This is a genomic window from Pseudanabaena sp. FACHB-2040, from assembly GCF_014696715.1.
Taxonomy (GTDB): domain Bacteria; phylum Cyanobacteriota; class Cyanobacteriia; order Phormidesmidales; family Phormidesmidaceae; genus JACVSF01.
In genome coordinates this window covers 26,788-43,870 of sequence record NZ_JACJQO010000012.1, presented here as the reverse complement: position 1 = coordinate 43,870, position 17,083 = coordinate 26,788, and the positions used below count along the sequence as shown (strand labels likewise).

The 17,083-nt window shown below is 53.6% G+C and carries 15 protein-coding genes; 6 read left to right on the top strand and 9 right to left on the bottom strand.

The window, feature by feature from the left end:
• Positions 1-145 precede the first annotated feature (145 nt).
• Positions 146-577: an iron uptake porin gene (locus H6G13_RS14930; RefSeq protein WP_190484030.1), complete on the top strand. Its 432-nt coding sequence runs from the start codon at positions 146-148 to the stop codon at positions 575-577.
• Positions 578-644: 67 nt separating this feature from the next.
• Here the strand turns inward: H6G13_RS14930 and thrS are convergent, their stop codons facing one another.
• Complete coding sequence (gene thrS, locus H6G13_RS14925; RefSeq protein ID WP_190484028.1) at positions 645-2,471, bottom strand: threonine--tRNA ligase; 1,827 nt, start codon at positions 2,469-2,471, stop codon at positions 645-647.
• A gap of 511 nt (positions 2,472-2,982) precedes the next feature.
• On the opposite strand from thrS, the gene H6G13_RS14920 reads away from it, so the two are divergent.
• Complete coding sequence (locus H6G13_RS14920) at positions 2,983-3,204, top strand: DUF4327 family protein (protein WP_190484349.1); 222 nt, start codon at positions 2,983-2,985, stop codon at positions 3,202-3,204.
• Between the two features lie 61 nt (positions 3,205-3,265).
• Here the strand turns inward: H6G13_RS14920 and H6G13_RS14915 are convergent, their stop codons facing one another.
• Both H6G13_RS14915 and H6G13_RS14910 read right to left on the bottom strand, forming a co-directional pair.
• A complete protein-coding gene (locus tag H6G13_RS14915; RefSeq protein WP_190484026.1) occupies positions 3,266-5,248 on the bottom strand; it encodes a serine/threonine phosphatase in 1,983 nt (660 codons plus the stop codon).
• Positions 5,249-5,377: 129 nt separating this feature from the next.
• Complete coding sequence (locus tag H6G13_RS14910; protein WP_190484024.1) at positions 5,378-6,016, bottom strand: pseudouridine synthase; 639 nt, start codon at positions 6,014-6,016, stop codon at positions 5,378-5,380.
• 171 nt (positions 6,017-6,187) lie between these two features.
• Here H6G13_RS14910 and H6G13_RS14905 point away from each other — a divergent pair, with 171 nt between their 5' ends.
• Positions 6,188-6,502, top strand: coding sequence for a hypothetical protein (locus H6G13_RS14905; protein ID WP_190484022.1), 315 nt, complete (start codon positions 6,188-6,190; stop codon positions 6,500-6,502).
• A 170-nt stretch (positions 6,503-6,672) separates the two neighbouring features.
• Here H6G13_RS14905 and H6G13_RS14900 read toward each other — a convergent pair whose 3' ends face one another.
• Positions 6,673-7,560 carry a tetratricopeptide repeat protein gene (locus tag H6G13_RS14900; protein WP_190484020.1) on the bottom strand — a complete coding sequence of 296 codons (888 nt, stop codon included), beginning with the start codon at positions 7,558-7,560 and terminating at the stop codon, positions 6,673-6,675.
• A gap of 339 nt (positions 7,561-7,899) precedes the next feature.
• Between H6G13_RS14900 and H6G13_RS14895 the strand changes: the two genes are divergently transcribed.
• A complete protein-coding gene (locus tag H6G13_RS14895) occupies positions 7,900-9,048 on the top strand; it encodes a hypothetical protein (RefSeq protein WP_190484018.1) in 1,149 nt (382 codons plus the stop codon).
• 13 nt (positions 9,049-9,061) lie between these two features.
• On the opposite strand, the gene H6G13_RS14890 is transcribed toward H6G13_RS14895, so the two are convergent.
• The 5 genes from H6G13_RS14890 to hemW are packed head-to-tail and all read right to left on the bottom strand — an operon-like array spanning position 9,062 to position 14,361.
• The gene (locus H6G13_RS14890) at positions 9,062-10,261 is read right to left on the bottom strand and encodes a homocysteine biosynthesis protein (protein ID WP_190484017.1); all 1,200 of its coding nucleotides are present in this window, start codon (positions 10,259-10,261) and stop codon (positions 9,062-9,064) included.
• A 17-nt stretch (positions 10,262-10,278) separates the two neighbouring features.
• Positions 10,279-10,479: a hypothetical protein gene (locus H6G13_RS14885; RefSeq protein ID WP_190484016.1), complete on the bottom strand. Its 201-nt coding sequence runs from the start codon at positions 10,477-10,479 to the stop codon at positions 10,279-10,281.
• A gap of 9 nt (positions 10,480-10,488) precedes the next feature.
• A complete protein-coding gene (gene prmA, locus H6G13_RS14880) occupies positions 10,489-11,379 on the bottom strand; it encodes a 50S ribosomal protein L11 methyltransferase (protein ID WP_190484015.1) in 891 nt (296 codons plus the stop codon).
• A 56-nt stretch (positions 11,380-11,435) separates the two neighbouring features.
• Positions 11,436-13,016 (bottom strand): phosphoglycerate dehydrogenase, encoded by a 1,581-nt coding sequence (gene serA, locus H6G13_RS14875; RefSeq protein ID WP_190484014.1) that lies wholly within the window; start codon positions 13,014-13,016, stop codon positions 11,436-11,438.
• A gap of 31 nt (positions 13,017-13,047) precedes the next feature.
• Positions 13,048-14,361 (bottom strand): radical SAM family heme chaperone HemW, encoded by a 1,314-nt coding sequence (gene hemW, locus H6G13_RS14870; protein ID WP_190484013.1) that lies wholly within the window; start codon positions 14,359-14,361, stop codon positions 13,048-13,050.
• Positions 14,362-14,565: 204 nt separating this feature from the next.
• On the opposite strand from hemW, the gene H6G13_RS14865 reads away from it, so the two are divergent.
• Positions 14,566-15,645: a PIN/TRAM domain-containing protein gene (locus H6G13_RS14865; protein WP_190484012.1), complete on the top strand. Its 1,080-nt coding sequence runs from the start codon at positions 14,566-14,568 to the stop codon at positions 15,643-15,645.
• Positions 15,646-15,947: 302 nt separating this feature from the next.
• Positions 15,948-16,988: a hemerythrin domain-containing protein gene (locus H6G13_RS14860; RefSeq protein ID WP_190484011.1), complete on the top strand. Its 1,041-nt coding sequence runs from the start codon at positions 15,948-15,950 to the stop codon at positions 16,986-16,988.
• Positions 16,989-17,083: the final 95 nt, after the last annotated feature.

The window sequence follows — 17,083 nt, the reverse complement described above, 5'->3', positions numbered from 1 at the left end:
AGGGCAATGCAGCAAACTGTCCACCAGCGCAGCGACTGAGGCGAAAGGAATACTACCATTTTTCTAGAACCTTGCCTCCGACGAACTTTAGATTCTTCTTTCTGGTCACAGCTGTTAGAGCATTTGAGCTCCTTTATATTGACTTATGACACGCTTCAACCGTCACACAGTTTTTAGTCAAGTTGTTACTGTTTTGGGTATTGCCGGATTATCTCTGGCGGCCATGCCTCAAAGCTGGGTAAGGGCTTCTGAGCTGTCTGAGGTGCAGCTCTCCCAAACCAATCTAGAAACGCCGGTATTCTCTGACCTCTCCCCCGATGCCTGGGCCTATCAGGCCATTCAGAGCCTCGTGCAGAACTATGGCTGTCTGGCAGGTTACCCCGACGGCACGTTTCGCGGCGATCAGCCGGTTACGCGCTACGAATTTGCCGCTGGGATGAACGCCTGTTTAGACGCAGTGTCAGGCTTTGTTCAGGAACGACAGGCAGCTAACCAAGCTGAAGTTGATCTGCTGATTGAGTCTATGCAGCAGTTTCAAACTGAATTGAATGAACTCGATAGCAGAGTGGGTCGATAGGACCACCTGCCAATAGCTTGGGAACGCCTAGGGTATTAAGGCGCTCCCAAATCTTTAGTCTTTAAAGCTAGAAATCGGCGCGGTTTGCGATCGCACTCGCCACCCGCTCCACGACTTCCGCAGCCGCAATTGACCCCAGTTCTCCCTGAGCTCGGGTGCGAATGCTCAGCGCATTGGCCTCCACTTCTTTGGCCCCAATAATCGCCATGACTGGAATTTTTTTGGTTTCAGCATTGCGGATCATCTTGCCCAGTCGCTCACCAGTAGTATCAACTTCTGCCCGAATTCCTCGAGCCAGCATCTGGTCAGCAATCTGCTTAGCAAAGCCTAGTTGCTCCTCGGTCACCGGCAGCAGTCTAATCTGCGTTGGGGCCAGCCACAGCGGAAAGTCCCCGGCATACTCTTCGATCAAAATACCGATCAGCCTCTCTAAAGAACCAAAAGGAGCCCGGTGAATCATTACCGGCCGCTGACGGGACCCGTCTTCAGCCACATACTCCAGATCAAAGCGTTCGGGCAGGTTGTAGTCTACCTGCACCGTGCCCAGCTGCCATTCTCGTTCTAGGGCATCGCGGAAGATGAAGTCCAGTTTAGGCCCGTAGAAGGCAGCTTCTCCAGGGGCTTCAAAGTAGTCCATGCCAAGGGTCTGCACAGCCCGGCGAATTGCATTCTGAGAAACCTCCCAGGCTGCATCAGAGCCAATGTACTTATCAGACTCCGGATCGCGGAAGCTTAAACGGGCTTTGAAGTTTTTCAGTTTCAGGCTGCCAAACACAGAGAGAATGAGGTCCACCACCTTCAGAAACTCGTCATCAAGCTGCTCTGGCGTCACGAACAGGTGAGAATCATCGACCGTAAACCCGCGCACCCGAGTCAGCCCGCCCAGCTCACCCGACTGTTCGTAGCGATAGACCGTGCCAAACTCGGCCAGTCGCATGGGCAATTCCCGGTAAGAGCGCAGCTCACTCTTGTAAATCTGAATGTGGAAGGGGCAGTTCATCGGCTTCATGACAAAGCCCTGCTCTGCCAGCCGGGCAGCATCATCGTCTGCCATCAAGGGAAACATATCTTCCCGGTAGTTCTGCCAGTGACCTGAGACTTTAAATAGGTCGACTCGGGCAATGTGGGGTGTCACGACCGACAGGTAGCCCCGCTTGACCTGCTCCTGCTTGAGAAAATCTTCTAGGGTGGAGCGCAGCACAGTCCCCTTAGGCGTCCACAGAGGCAAGCCAGGGCCAACATCATCTGAGAAGATAAATAGACCCAGTTCTTTGCCCAGCTTGCGGTGATCTCGTCGCTTGGCTTCTTCTCGGCGGCGCTTGTATTCCTCAAGCTGCTGCTGCGTTTCCCAAGCGGTGCCATAAATGCGCTGGAGCTGGGCTCGGGTTTCGTCGCCGCGCCAGTAGGCTCCGGCAACACTCTCTAGCTCAAAGGCTTTGGGGTTGAGGTCTTTAGTACTGCTGACATGGGGGCCGGCGCAGAGATCCCACCAGTCTTCGCCCAGGTGATACAGCGTAATCGGATCTTTCAATCCTTCTAAAATCTCAAGCTTGTAGGGTTCGCCTAGAGCTTCGATACGGCGCTGAGCCTCCTCTCGACTAACCGTTTCACAGGTCACCGGCAAGCCTCTGTTGATGATTTTGATCATCTCCTTCTTGATCGCCTTCAGATCTTTTTCAGTGAAGGGATCGGGACTGTCAAAGTCGTAGTAAAAGCCCTGCTCAGTCGAGGGACCGATAGTGACCTGCGCTTTAGGAAAAAGCTTCTGCACTGCCATTGCCATGACGTGGGAAAACGTGTGGCGAATTTGCTTAAGCGCTTCAGACTCGCTGGTGCGAGGCAGATCAATTTTTTCTGTTTCGAGCTGAGAGCCGGATGCGTCAGAGGGAGCCATCGATCAGGAATGCGCTGTATTAACGACGTTCAGTGTACCAACCAAGCACGCAGATTCCCATCTTAACGAACTGCTGCCGGTGCTGAGCACTCTCCCTCAGCAGGGGTAGGCCACCTAACTACAAGTCCAACCCACCCGTCAATGCTGCAGCGCAAAAGCTTTACGGCCTGCGGGCTGCCGATATATCGATAAAGCAACAGCAGGCTAACCTAGAAGCTGAGCTGAGCGGTAAAATTTCGTGCCAGCGTCAAGAGTCAAATTCCGTGTCAGAATGGAGCAAGTCATCTCGAAAGGCAATTCCCCCTCTAGTAGCCAGATATCTAAGGCAGCTTAGTCGGGCTCTATCGGAGAAAGTGGGTTTGCTTTTGGCGATTTGACATTTCCTGTGCTATTGTTGTTCACTGGGAAAGAAAATTCTGGCAGCACGGCTAGCTTCAACCCATTGTGTTGTCCGTTTTCCGCCAGAAAACCAAAAGAAGTTTTTGAAAAAATTGTAAATATGACACAGACTATGACCAACCAGCAGGTTGCTCATCCGATGGTGAAATTTCAGCGCCAGGTGCAGTCTCTGGTGAACAAATCCAAGATGATCAAGCCAGAAGATCCGATCTGGAAGATTGCTTTTTTGTTCGGAGACGACTGGGCTCACTGGCGCAAAGAACTAGAGGATTTTGAGTTTTCAACGCAAGACCCGATTGGGGATTTGCTAGCAGTAGAGAGCTGGGAAGAATAGCCCCCTTGGGCGCTTTTGTCCGCTCCAATGGCCTTAGAGCCAGCCCCCTTGAGTCAGCGGCCTAGGCAGCTATCACCTTATCCATATTGGGTCGAAGCTTAATCCGAATCAATATGGCGGTGATGTTGTCATGGCCGTTGTGCTCATTGGCTAGCTCGATTAGCCGGTTTGTCCCTTCCTCCAAATCGGCTTTGGAGTGCAGCAGGGGCTCAATATGAGTGGTGCAGTGCAGCTCCAGTAGATCGTTGTCACTGAGGCCGTCGGAGCAGAGAATAAAAAGCGTATCTTCAGCAATATCTAGAAAGCTTATTCCCGGCCTGAGATCGCTGCTGCTGCGAGGTCCGAGGGCTTGGGTTAGCTGGTAGGCATCGGGGCGGGCATATGCGATCGCAGGTTCTACCCCCCGTTGAATCTCTCGCTGGCCTACCTCGTGGTCCACTGTTACTTGCTTCAGGCCCAATCGTCGGGTGTAGCAGTAAAGGCGGCTATCGCCCACGTGGGCAACCACAGCCCGGTCATTGTGCAGCATGAGCATCACTAGAGTAGTGCCCATCCGACCGTGGCCCGATCGATCTCCTTCCTGGTTAATTTCGTAGATTGCCTGATTAGCAGCAGCGACAGCCTCAGCTAAGGCATCCTCTTCAGGCAAAGTTGCAGGACTTTCAGCAAAGTGATTTTGCAAAGTTCTGACTGCTAAGCTGCTGGCAACTTCTCCAGAAGCATGTCCTCCCATGCCGTCGCAGAGAATGTACAGCCCCTTAACGTTTAGTGAAGTCCCCTGGGGGCCTTCTAACTTAGTAGACTCGGTCTGAGCGCTGAAAAAGTCCTCATTGTGATCTCGCTGCCGCCCAACATGAGTACGTCCGGCCTCATCTAGCCGCACGATTTTCATCGGCAGCACCATAGTCGGCAAATCAAGGTTCTCCTCAGACTCTTCCAGCCCATCAGCCGGCGCTGTATCTTCGCCTAGAGCTTCCTGCGAGGTATCCAGCGAATACTCCAGATCTGGCTCCAACCTGTCGTCAATCTCCAGCTCAGGCAAATCAGTAGGCATGACTATTGGCTCTCCAGCGTCTTCTTTTACATCATCTAGGGGTAGATCAACCTCGGCTGTAGCCTGAAAAATATCCACCAGTTGAACTATCTGAGTCTGTAAATCAGAGACAGAGGCAATCTTGCCAGCAGCGAGATGGTCAATCACGGTTTTTAACTCAGGCGGCACCGCTTCTTGAGCAGGTTCAATAAGCGTTTGCCAAATCTGGCCCAGGGTCGGCAGTTCTAGAACCGCATTTGAGGGGTCATGCTTTAGGTAGGCCAAACAAAAGATTTGATCTTCATCAACTCGAAGATTGGTGAGATCTAGGAGGCTAACCTGAGCCTGCCACTGCGCCAACGCATCCCACAGTTCAGCCATCTTATAAAACCAGTGCAGCTGCTGCAGCGGATCTACAGCCCCCAGTTTCCACATATCGCCCAGTAGCGACCAAGACCAGCGGTCTTCCAACAGCAGCACAGTACAGGCTGAGTCTTCCCAGGCAGCCTGTAGGGTTGGCACTATCGGAAAGAATTGAGACTGCAGCGACAGGTATGGTATTGCAGCTTGAGGCAAGCTGGCTACCAGATCAGAAGCCCCCCAATCTTGATCAGGGTGTCTCAGCCCTCTGGCCTGGAGCTTGGCTAGAGGAGACTCTACCGCGGGCTGGCAATCGATCACCGTCAAAGCTGTGGTCTCAGTGACGGGCTGCTCAGACTTGCCTTCTTGGAGCTGATACCGATGTTGAGCATCTAGGTAAGGATATTCTGGAAAAAGAGCCACCAGCGTAGGGGCTTGTGTCTCACCCCCAGTAGAGGTCTCTGAGGTCTCTAGCCTTTCCACTTCCGGCTCTTGAGGCCAGGAAACCGGCTGATCTAGGCCATCTGCAAGGTGCCCCAGCGAGGGTCGGGGCATCACTAGAACCCGCCAAACCTGGAGCGCATATCCGCACTGTTGACAAAAGCGGTTTTGATCAGGATTCTCGAAGGTACAGTGGGGGCAGATCAACATCACACAGCCTAACGTCACAGCAGCCGGTCACGACAGGCGCAAGACCACACGCAGCATCACTCTTTGATGATAGGCGTTTGGGCAAGGGCAAACAGTGTCATCTATACGCTTGTTTTATTCGATTATGGTTCATAGCCGCAGTAATTGGCTCTGCTCAGAAGCGGTAAGATCCCGCCACTGGCCCGGAGTGAGTCCTTCTAGCCGCAAATGGGCAATGGCAACCCGAACTAACCGCAGCGTAGGATGACCTACAGCAGCCGTCATACGCCTGACCTGGCGGTTGCGACCCTCCGTAATGGTAACTTCCAACCAGGCAGTTGGCACAGCCTTGCGAAATCGGATGGGGGGATGCCGAAGCGGTACATCAGGCTCGTCGGGCAATAGCCTAACCTGAGCAGGCCGGGTGCGGTAAGTTTTAATCGTGACTCCAGAACACAGCCGCTGCAGCGCTTCTTCATCGGGTATGCGCTCAACCTGTACCCAGTAGGTACGGCGATGGGCATAGCGAGGATCGGTTAGGCGATGCTGTAGTCGGCCATGATTGGTTAGCAGCATTAGCCCCTCACTATCTCGGTCAAGCCGCCCAACTGGGTAAACGTCAGGTACAGGAATGTAGTCCTTTAAAGTAAGGCGGCCTTGGCCATCAGTAGCCACAACTTGGCTCATCTGGCAGTTGCTCTCAGACAGGTCTTTCTCTACCTTCAGGTCATCGCTGAATTGACTGAGTACGTCGTAGGGTTTGTAGAACAAGAGATATCGATAGGTCACAACTCCATCCCAATCAATTCATTTACAGAGCCCGCAGGCTGCAGACGGCTGCTGGAATGATCACAGTTTGCAACATTTGATTTCAACTCTTGTGAAAATGTTTAGAAACTGTGGGGCAGCGGGTCTGCCCGATATGCTGAGAGAAAACCAGAATTGTTTCAGGACAAATCTATGGATAAGGCACCGAAGTACCGTTTCGTCTGTACTCTGACGTTCGGGGATATCTATGGCCAGGTCATTGTTTGGTTGGTCATTCTGCTCATTAGCTTGGCCGCTTCACTGGCACTGATGGGCGCTCGTCAACCTGTTTTCGCCCTGGCAACTGTTGGCCTTATTTTGGTTCTTTCTCTTCCATTTCTGCTATTTGCCTTTGTTACAACGCTGGTGAACCACATTGAGTTCAAAGCCGATGAGCCTCAGGTAGAAACAGCCAGACCTGCTTCCGGTGCGATCTCTTCGCAACAGGCTGCCCAAGCCGTCAGCTAACTTTTTACCTTTGACTGTTGAGGTTTTAATCTCGTTAATCTCAAAAAGCAGGCTCCCCAGATAAGCTTCTGGGGAGCCTGCTTTTTGCTTTGTTACAAATCTGTTCACTAAACAGGCTCTTTTCTCACCCTCAAAAAGCTTCTCGTCTTGGTTGGGAGGGAGCCAAGTTTCTACTCACCTTGGGGAGTTTCACCGTCGGTTTCTGGGGCAACCGGTTCGGCAGCGGCATCTGGTGTAGAGGCAGGAGTTTCTGAGTCAGTCGTTCCAGCTGCTGCCAGTTGCTGAATTTGATCCTTGTACTGGGCCGGAGCCATTGACAGAGCCTGGTCAAATAGCGGTTGGGCCTCCTCTGGGCGACCCTGATCCTGCAGCACTAGTGCCTTAGCCAGTAGTGGTCGAAAATCTTGGCCTGCCTCTTGAATAGCCTCGTCATAGAGCTTCAGGGCCTGGTCCACTTTTTGATCCTCTAAGTAAACCTCAGCCAGCAACAGTTTGACCGAAGTTACGTCTACGGCGCTGCCCCCTGTTGTGCTGAGCCTCTCAGCGCTCTTTAGCGTATCCTGCAGCAGCCCGACTGCAGCCTGAGAACGGTTTTGTTGCACTAGTAAAGCCACCAGGCCTTGGAGGGCATTCATGTTGCCAGGTTGGTTGTCTAGAACCTGTCGGTAGGACTGGGCTGCTCCTTCTAGGTCACCTAGCTGTTGCTTGGTCTGCCCCAAAAGAACTCGGTAGTCAGGCACGGTGGGATTGAGCTCAGCCAGTCTGGTTAGCGGATCTACTAAACCCTGCAAATCTCCTAGCTGTATTCGAGATTCAACCAGGCCCTTTAAAGCGGTTTGATTATCGGGTTCACGCTGTAGCACCAGCTCGTACCCTTTGGCCCGCGACTCCAGTTCAGCTTGGGCGGAGGAAGCATCTGCATTGGGGGTCGAACCTGGAGCCTCAGTCCGTCTGTTGCCGGTACTGCCCAGAATAGGCAGTAAGGAGACCGCTAACAGGGCTACCAGGGAAAAAATGAGTACTATTCCGATTAACCAGCGGTTTTTTTGTGCAGCCATAGTCCAAATCCCACAATGCTAAGCCCATCTTAACGTTATCGGTGTGCCGCTTCGGGCGGTGCAAACCTAACCCGTAGCTTTGCAGCTTTAAAGAAGAAATGAAAAAGTCAATTAAAAAAGATGCGGATATGAGCCAATATCAAATGGAAGTAGAGTTAGACGGCTTTTTAGGGGCAGCAGTTGCCGATTAGGTCAATTTCTTGCTTGCAGCAAGGCTCTCAGCCTGGTGAATCATCACAATCCCGTGACAGTCGTAATGGGAATGTTACGCTAGGCTTGAAAGTTGCAAGTTGGTCATCGGCAGACCCCTTGTTTTGTGTTGAGGATATTGGTGGTGCTATGAGTTCGGCAGCGAGTCAGTCCCCAGATTTTTCTAAGTCCCCGGCAGACCCCCCAGCCGAGACGGCTTCGCTGAAGACGCCGCCAAAGCGCCCAACCCTGGTTTCGCCCCCCCAGCGACCCACCAAACCTACGCCTACGGAACGGGAGCAAGCAGCTGAACCGACAACACCCACAGTGGTTAGAGCACAGCCACAGTCTGTCGGCAAAGAAGAACCTCAGGCCGAAGCCGCAGATGCAGCTAGTCAGTACCAGCCTATTGCTCCCCCCAGTGAGCCCATGCAGTACCGGGCTATTGGGCTAATTCGCGGTACTTACACCCCCGAAGATGAACAGTTTAATCGGGGACTGCTGGCGACAGAAGATGGGGTGACGATTGAAGCTGTGCTGTTAGGTCGCATAACCAGTCTAGTGAAAAAGCACCTTGACCTGCAGTCTCCTCATTTATGGGTAGTTTACCCACGCACGCGCAAGGCCGATGATGAGGAAGAGGACCAGGACCTGCATGTGCAAATTGTAGGCGTTTGGGAGCCGGAAACGCTGGGTCTGCCGGGAGAGGGCGTAGAGAGCGAATCAGAAGAAAATAGTGCAGCCGAAGGTGAAGATAAAGCTGAGGAAACAGTTGGGAAGACAACCGAGCAGACAACTGAGGCGGTAGAGCCCGCTGCTGAAGCTGAGAAGCCCAAGATGTCGTTAGCGGATCTGCCGCCAGTCAACGAAAACTATTTCTCAATCCGAGGCGAAATTGTTCGCTATGAGGAAGATCAGCAGATCATCATTGTCAAAATTCTTCAGGGGTTAAAGCGCCCTCCGGCTTCCCGCAAAGCTTTTCGCCTTTTGGTTCAGGGGACTTTGCAGGGCCGCAGCGTTGGTTATTTTTGGGACCTCAACGTCAAGCGAGAGGCCAAGACTCTGGTTTTGGAGCGGGGTTCGGCAGTCGGAATTGTACCCCCTAAAAAGCGCAAAGGCGGCGGCGGTGGTCCTGGGGGCCGGCGGAGCGGTCCACCGCGCCGGGGCGGTCCTGGGGGTGGTCCTGGGGGCGGCAGTCGACCTTTTTCGCCTCGGCCTATAAACAAGGGCGCTCGCCCTGCGCCTCCCAGTAAACCTTCAGAAGGAAGTCCGGTTCCTAAACCAAAACCGGCAGAGTAGAGTAGCAGCTAGTTTAGCTGAGGCCCATTTGGGCACTCCAAACATCTTGGGGCAGAAATGTGCGATCGCACGGCAGCGGTGCAACTGGCTGGCTTAGCTCAAACTGTCCGGCCTCAATCTGTTGCTTTAGGGCCTCAGCTACTTGGCGACCGAGAAAAATGCTGGCCAGAGGAGCGGTTCGCACCGGACGACCATCAACGGTAATCTGGCCCGACTTGAGCTGGGCGTAGCTAACCAGGCCAAAAGTGGGCCGCACTCGCCGAGGAATCGAAAAGTCGACAATCGGCGCAACTAGATCCTTGTCTTCGACGGCACAGCCAGATGCGATGTCTAAGTTGAGCAGGGGAATTGGCACGCCGACGCCCAGCATGAGAGAAGACCCGTATCCCTTGAAGTAACAGCCCCGCACCCACCGCTCCTGCATCTGTTTGGCATCGCCGATCAGCGCCAGAGTCGCAGCAGGGCCGATTGGGGTGCGGTTGGGCAAGCGTTTCTGTAGCGGGAAATGCTGGGTGCCCTCCCAGGCAATGTAGCCAGTGCCGCCCCCCAAAAAAATGCGGCTACCAATACCGATAGCCTGCAGATCGGGGTCATTGAGCAGCGGCGAGAGCGCTCCAGGATTGGAGTAGACGGCATTGCCCAGGCGAGGCTGTAACGGCCCAAGGTAGGTGAGCAGGGGTCGATCGCCGCCATTGACCCCAACAATGAAGTTTTGGTAAAGGTTGCGGGGGTTAAACAGGTAAAACTGGTTGATCGTATCTCGGGTGATGCTGGTTTCAAAGGAGGAGCGGGGGTAGCAATCGGTTGCCTGCCCAATGGCTCTGAGCTGAACCGACTTACCGGCAACCAGATCGGCGATTACGTGGCCGCCGCCCCGCTCGCGCACCTCTTCACTATCGGCACTTTCTCCGGTCCGCTGTACTGCGGTCGGCTGGCTAGCCCCCAGGTACAAATCAACAGCGCCAAACCCAGCGTAAGCCAGCACCCCATCTAAATAGCACTCACGAATTTTGATCGGCGGATCGGTATGGCCCAGATTTAGGATAGCTCCCGATGACTCCATGGGCTCAAAGGTGCCCGTGGTAACGACATCGACAGCTTTGGCAGCCTGATCGAGTCCAGTCTCTGCGACGCGCGCTTTAAAGGCTTCAGCAGTGTCTACCACCACTCGACGCTGTCGAATCTTGTCGTTGATCTCGTCGAGGGTGCGCATAGTTATTTGCCGCCAGTTTAATTGCTGCCGGGGGTACCGGGGCGCTTGAGCTGCCAGGCCAGCAACCCCGCCATAGCTATGACCGGCAGCAGCACCATGAGCAGGCTCACGCTTGCAGTCGCAGGAATTTCTAGTTTGGGGGCTAGAAACTTGATGGCAAATGCGATCGCAGCCGACAGACCAAACACTTTAAAGACAAAGCCTGGAGACGCGTTCATACCTGCCTGCTAGGACCTTCTAATGTTGAGACAGCACCATTCCTGTCGTCGCCATAGCGTTGCGACCACCCAGCCATTTTGCTCCAGCGTATCGGCTACCAGCTTTGACTGCTCCAGCAAAATGCCGCTGAGAATACCCCAAGTACTGGGCTTAGAGATCTCGTGGAGCCGAGGAATCAAGTCTAAAATCACTTCGGCCAAAATATTGCAGAGAATGCCGTCTACTGGCCCGTCTAACTTTGTAATCAAAGTATCTAGGCTGCCTTCATAGACCACTAGACGGCTATCAGAAATATGATTGATTTCTCGATTGAGATGAGTTGAGCTAACCGCCATATCATCTGTATCGACGGCATAAGCTCGCTTTGCCCCCAGCAGCAGCGCCCCAATAGAAAGAATGCCCGAACCGCAGCCAATATCGGCAACGACCAGTTCAGAGGCGTCTTCTTCCAGGCGCATCTCCAAAGACTCAAGGCAGAGCTGAGTAGTGGCGTGATCACCCGTCCCAAAGGCCACCCCTGGATCTAACCTGAGTACCGCCCGATCTGACTCTTCGGGATCGGGCAGCCAGGCTGGATTAATTAGCAGGCGATCGCCAACTTTCTGAGGATGCCAGTGCTCCTTCCAGCTCTTTGACCAATCCTCCTCATCAATTAAGCGCCAGCTCACATGGGGGGGCGGTAGCTCACTGCACAGCGCATCCTGCTTGAGCAGCAGAGACACGGCTGCCAAATCCAGCAGCTCAAATCGGTGCTGGGGAAAATAGGTCTGTACTAGACAGGTTTGGCCTTTGCGCTGGCTAGAGGTGCCGTAGCTGCCAAAGGTATCGAACCGCCAGAAGACAGTTTCTTCAAGCGTGGGTTCACAAAAGACCTGAATCTCCCACCAGCTATTGACCAAGGTTTTGAGGTAGCTAGACGACGCAGAGGCAAGGCCAAATCAGCTCAGAGCAACCTTTATAGGTTAACGGTATAGGCATCGCGGATGCCAGGAACCTTGGTAATCTCCGAGAGAATGCCCTCAGGCAACGGATCATCGAGGCTTAAGACCATAACGGCATCACCTCGGACAATCTTGCGGCCCACCTGCATACTGGCAATATTGACATTGAAACTGCCCAGCAGGGAGCCTATCTTGCCAATGATACCGGGCATATCCCGGTGCAGGGTAAACAGCATGTACTTCGTTGGGGGAACGTTGATAGGAAACTCATCGATATCGGTGACGCGAATCTCGTTGCCGCCCAGCAGTACTCCCGTGACCGAGTGTTCACCCAGGGATCCTCTGGCCGTTAGCGTTAGAGAGCCGGTATAGTCTTTAACGGTAGCATCGCGCGTTTCAATCACATGAATACCGCGCTCTTTGGCCTCAATGCTGGCATTGACGTAGTTGACCCGCTCTTGCAAAGCGTGGGAGAGCAGCCCTTTTAGCGCTGCCACCATAATGGGTTGGCTGTCGTTTTGAGCAATGTCGCCCTGCATCCGCACCGTCAGTTCATCCACGCGTCCTCCGGCTAGCTGACCCACTAGGTTGCCTAGGCTTTCAGCCAGCTGCAGGTAGGGCCGCAGCTTCTCCAGCACCTCTGCCCGCAGACCGGGAATGTTGACCGCAGATCGAGCCGGGAGCCCTAGCAGCACATCTCGAATTTGCTCGGCCACATCGATAGCCACGTTAATTTGGGCTTCTTCAGTAGAAGCGCCCAGGTGCGGCGTGAGCACAATGGCCTTACCTAGCTCTCGCAGAGCAGATTCACCCAGAGGTTCCTGCTCGTAAACATCTAAAGCCGCACCGCCAATTTTGCCTTCTCGAATGGCGTTTGCCAGGGCCCCTTCATCAATGATGCCGCCTCGAGCGCAGTTGATGATGCGTACGGTCGGCTTCATCAGGGAGAGAGCCCGTTCACCGATCAGGTGAGTAGTTTCGGGAGTCCGGGGCAGGTGTAGGGTGATGTAGTCAGCCTCCCGGAACAAGAGATCGAGATCAACTAAGCGGCAGCCTAGCTGCTCAGCCCGTTCGGTAGAGATAAAAGGATCATAGGCTAAGAGCCTCATGCCCAAAGCTCGGGCCACGGTGGCGACGTGAGCACCAATTTTGCCCAGCCCCACCACACCAAGGGTCTTTTTGTAAACCTCGACCCCAGTAAAAGCTTTGCGGTTCCACTCACCCGATTTGACCGACTGATCGGCAGCTGGAATCAGCCTCGATAGGGCAAACATCATGGCTAGCGCGTGTTCGGCAGCGGCAATGGTGTTGCCTTCCGGGGAGTTGACAACGACGATGCCGCGTCGGGTGGCTGCAGGAACATCGACATTGTCAACGCCGACTCCGGCCCGGCCAATGATCTTGAGCTGCTGGCCTGCCTCAATCACGTCTTTGGTGACTCGGGTGCCTGAGCGAATCATCAAGGCATCGTATTCAGGAATGATTTTGGCGAGTTCTTCTGGAGACAGCCCGGTTTTGACATCAACCTGGGCTACCTGGGACAGAATATCAAGCCCCACCTGCTCAATCGGATCGGAAACAAGAACCTTGGGCATAGCTCAGCAACGGATTTCACAAGCTGCCATTTTACTGCAAAGGTGAGACGCCTTCATCGCTTTCTATCAGGTCGGAGAAAGTCTCAAACAGGTCAACCAATACTTGATTGGAAAAGAGAAATCCTTCTGGGTCGCTCAATCGAATCCGCAGATGGGCAGACAGGCCCAAGCTGATTTCGCTGCTATCCGCAGAATCTCCCTGGGGATCAAGGCAGACCCATCCTTTATCAATGTGGGGTCGCAGTACCTGCAGCAGCCGTTGCCAGGTCGGCCCATCACAAAGCCGAGCCAAGGTAGTGCTAGCAACGCCTTCTGCCAGCCGCAGCCCAACCATTAAATGATCTAAAAATTGTTCGCCTGGTGAAGTTACTGAACATTGAATCAACCCCTCTTGTTGCTCTAGGGTCTCAACCCACTGGCTGTACTCACGGGTTTTGCGGGGGCGGCCAAACCGCTGACCATTGACGTAGCTGGCAGCGCCCATGCCGAAACCGTAGTAAGGGCGATTTTCCCAGTAGGTGCAGTTGTGGCGACACTGGTGACCGGGCTGGGCATAGTTAGAGATTTCGTAGTGCTGGTAGCCACTGGCGGTGAGCCGCTGCTGGGCCAGACGGTACATGTCTGCCGTCTGCTCATCGGTAGGCAGCGGGGCTGCGCCAGCTTCATAGCGGTGGGCAAAAACAGTTTGCGGCTCTACTGTGAGGTCGTAAACAGAGAGGTGATGGGGCTGCAGTGCGATCGCACGTTCCAACCCCGCCTGCCACAGCGCCATCGTTTGGTGGGGCAACCCCGAAATCAAATCTAAGCTCCAGCTAGCAACCCCAGTCTGCAGCAGCCACTCGGCAGACTGGTACACCTCCGCCACGGTATGGGTGCGACCACAGGCTTTGAGCAAATCGTCATCAAAGGCCTGCACCCCCAAACTGATACGGTTAACCCCCAGAGCCAAATACCCCTGTAGGTGAGCCAGATCAAAGGTGCCGGGATCCATCTCCATAGAAATTTCGGCCCCTGAGGCAATCCCGAATCGCTGATCTAGGACTGTCAGCACCTGCTCAAGCTGACGCACCGACAACAGCGAGGGCGTGCCGCCACCAAAGAACACTGTTTGCAGCGGCAGGCTCGTGGCAGGAGTGATCGCAATCTCGCGGCACAACGTTGCGATATATTGCTCAATCGTGCCCGAATTTTCTCCCCGTTTGCGATCGCCCAGCACTGCAATCGGAAAATCGCAGTAAAAGCAGCGGCGGCGACAGAAGGGAATGTGAATATAGGCAGACTGGGGCGGCAAGAGAGAAACTGGCGTTTTTAAGCCAGCATCTGCCGACAGGGGCGATAGTGTCATGAAGAGTCGAACCCCAGCAACGGATTTATAGAGGTATACTTTTGCCAGCTTAGCTCTGGAAATTCCAGTCAAAGTCACTCGCTCGTTTGACTAGGGTGGATTACCCATCGGCAGTCACGACCGGGCAATCGGCCTCCGGAGTACACTGGGTAAGGAGCTTAAGCTCTTACTCCCTGCAGACCCTAGCCTAAACGGCTGCTTATCATGCTGGACACACTCATTGTATTTTCTTTTATCCTGGCGGGGGCAGGAATTGGCTTTTACAGCGTTGACCTGCTGCCAGAGCGAATTTTGCAGCAAGTCACCAATCTGGAGGGCCTAAGTGCGGTCACAGCAGTCTTTGGTGCGCTGATCGGCACGGGGCTAGGGCTGGTCATGCAAACCAGCTACCACCGCCTAGAACGTCAGATCCGCGAGCTACCCCCAGAGCGTCTGCTGACTCGAGCCGTAGGGTTGGTTCTTGGCCTGTTGATTGCCAATCTCATGCTGGCTCCTCTGTTCCTGCTACCCATTCCCCAGGAATTTGGCTTTATCAAGCCAATGACCGCAGTTCTCGGCAGTGTATTGTTTGCCGTATCGGGCATGAACTTGGCCGATACCCACGGTCGCTCTCTGCTGCGGCTGATCAATCCCAACAGCATGGAATCAATGCTGCTGGCCGAGGGCACTCTTAAAGCTTCAAAAACTAAAGTGCTCGACACTAGCTGCATTATTGACGGGCGGATTGAGGGATTGCTAGAGACTGGTTTTCTGGAGGGGCAGATTTTGGTGCCCCAGTTTGTTTTGCAGGAGCTGCAGCAGGTTGCGGATGCCTCTAACGATCAGAAGCGCACGCGAGGTCGGCGGGGTTTAGATATTTTGAACCGAATTCGAGAGGCCTACCCCAACCGGGTGCTGATCAATTCTGAAGATTACGAAGACATCCCAACGGTGGACGCCAAGCTGGTTAAGCTGGCGCAAGAACTCAATGCCGCCCTGCTGACCAACGACTACAACCTCAATAAAGTCGCCAGCTTCCAGGAAGTTCAGGTGCTTAACATCAATGACCTGTCCCAGGCTATTCGCCCCTCCTATCTACCTGGAGATGACATCGACCTCAAGATTGTCAAAGAAGGCAAAGAACCCGCTCAGGGCATTGGTTATCTGAATGACGGCACTATGGTCGTGGTTGAAGAGGGCAGAGACTACATCGGTGAAGAAGTGGGTGTAGTTGTCACCGGATCGCTGCAAACTTCGGCTGGACGCATGATTTTTGCCCGTCCTAAAACCTCCATCGTGGCTTAGGTAAAGACTTCTCAAAGCAAGAGCGCTGCCGCTATAGCCTCGGTAAGGCTGTAGGGGATTATCCATGCAATACTACCTCTCAGCCGGAGTTCGTGATAGGAACTGGCTGTTTTTTGCTTTCAATAGCATTAACTCAATTAACCTTTCAAGCGAATTGGCTCATCTAAAATAGCGATCAAACTCCGCTCTTTTCTTAACTGCTTTTGACCCGTTAAAGCCCTCTATCAAGTGGACGATGGCGTTCGATATGGGGTGTGCGACCGTGAAGCTGTATTTTTACGGTTCTAATGGGGAAGATAAGAATGGTCACCACATTAACGGATGCCAAGCGCACTGCGATCGCAGAAAAATTAGCCGGTATGCGGGCTATTCAAAATCTGATCATTAACAACGAGCATCAGTTCCTTCAGGACTGCCGGGATGAGAAGGTGCGCAGCCGCGTTCAAGACATGCTGGAAGATGATGAGAAGAACCTGAAAATTCTAGAAACCAGCATCATTCAATATGGCATTCAAAGCGAGCCCAAGCAAACTGTCAAGCAGCTAGTTGAGCACGTCGGGCAAATGATGCAAGGCTCTGACCTAAGCCTGTATGAAAAGCTGTCTCAGCACGAACTGCTGAAGCATGGACAGGTAATGTCTGGTCTGCTAGTTCACAAGGCTGGGCAGGTTGTGGGGGCCGATATTGAAGCTGCGATCGCACCCCTCAACACCGTTAACTTTGAAACCCGGGCACACCAAGAACAGCTCAAGGGCCTGCTGGAGTACGTTGGCACCCAGGAACTGACCGGACAAGAGCCCGACCAGAGCATTTGGGGGCGGGTACAAGACGCCATGGCAGCCATGACCGGCGTTTTAGGCAGCGCTAAAACCCAGGCCTCTGACAACGAAAACGCCGACATCATGAGCCTGATCTTTATGGATCACCAAAAGGCAAAGACGCTGATTCGAGAGATCAAAAACGCTTCCAGCAGCCAAAAGAGCGAAGAATACTTCGGCCAGCTCTACCAAGACCTGATTGTTCACTCCAAAGCTGAAGAACAGGCAGTCTATCCCAAAATTCGCTCTTTCTACGGCGAAGGCGATACCCAAGAGCTGTATGACGACCAGGCTGAAATGGAGTCTGTGCTGAACCAGATGAAGTCCCTCAGTCCACAGTCGGATGAGTTTAGTGCCTGTCTGCAGCAGCTGCGCGACATGGTGGGGCACCACACCAGCGAAGAAGAAAATCACGTGTTTCCCGCCATGCGGAAAAACATGAGCCCTGAGCAGCGCGAACAAATGGGCGCTCAGTTTAAAGAAGCCAAAAAGCAGCTGCAGACTGAGATGGCGTCTCAAATGTAGTTGCATTGGCACTCGACAACCACAGGCTAAGCGCAGGCGGTTAATCCTTTGCAGGTGATGCTTGATCAGGGCTAAGTCTCGCCCTGATCAAGTCC

Bases quoted from the DNA above. Each gene is read 5' to 3' on its own strand.
- H6G13_RS14930 (WP_190484030.1), top strand. From the start codon at position 146: ATGACACGCTTCAACCGTCACACAGTTTTTAGTCAAGTTGTTACTGTT.
- thrS (WP_190484028.1), bottom strand. From the start codon at position 2,471: ATGGCTCCCTCTGACGCATCCGGCTCTCAGCTCGAAACAGAAAAAATT.
- H6G13_RS14920 (WP_190484349.1), top strand. From the start codon at position 2,983: ATGACCAACCAGCAGGTTGCTCATCCGATGGTGAAATTTCAGCGCCAG.
- H6G13_RS14915 (WP_190484026.1), bottom strand. From the start codon at position 5,248: ATGTTGATCTGCCCCCACTGTACCTTCGAGAATCCTGATCAAAACCGC.
- H6G13_RS14905 (WP_190484022.1), top strand. From the start codon at position 6,188: ATGGATAAGGCACCGAAGTACCGTTTCGTCTGTACTCTGACGTTCGGG.
- H6G13_RS14900 (WP_190484020.1), bottom strand. From the start codon at position 7,560: ATGGCTGCACAAAAAAACCGCTGGTTAATCGGAATAGTACTCATTTTT.
- H6G13_RS14895 (WP_190484018.1), top strand. From the start codon at position 7,900: ATGAGTTCGGCAGCGAGTCAGTCCCCAGATTTTTCTAAGTCCCCGGCA.
- H6G13_RS14890 (WP_190484017.1), bottom strand. From the start codon at position 10,261: ATGCGCACCCTCGACGAGATCAACGACAAGATTCGACAGCGTCGAGTG.
- H6G13_RS14885 (WP_190484016.1), bottom strand. From the start codon at position 10,479: ATGAACGCGTCTCCAGGCTTTGTCTTTAAAGTGTTTGGTCTGTCGGCT.
- serA (WP_190484014.1), bottom strand. From the start codon at position 13,016: ATGCCCAAGGTTCTTGTTTCCGATCCGATTGAGCAGGTGGGGCTTGAT.
- hemW (WP_190484013.1), bottom strand. From the start codon at position 14,361: ATGACACTATCGCCCCTGTCGGCAGATGCTGGCTTAAAAACGCCAGTT.
- H6G13_RS14865 (WP_190484012.1), top strand. From the start codon at position 14,566: ATGCTGGACACACTCATTGTATTTTCTTTTATCCTGGCGGGGGCAGGA.
- H6G13_RS14860 (WP_190484011.1), top strand. From the start codon at position 15,948: ATGGTCACCACATTAACGGATGCCAAGCGCACTGCGATCGCAGAAAAA.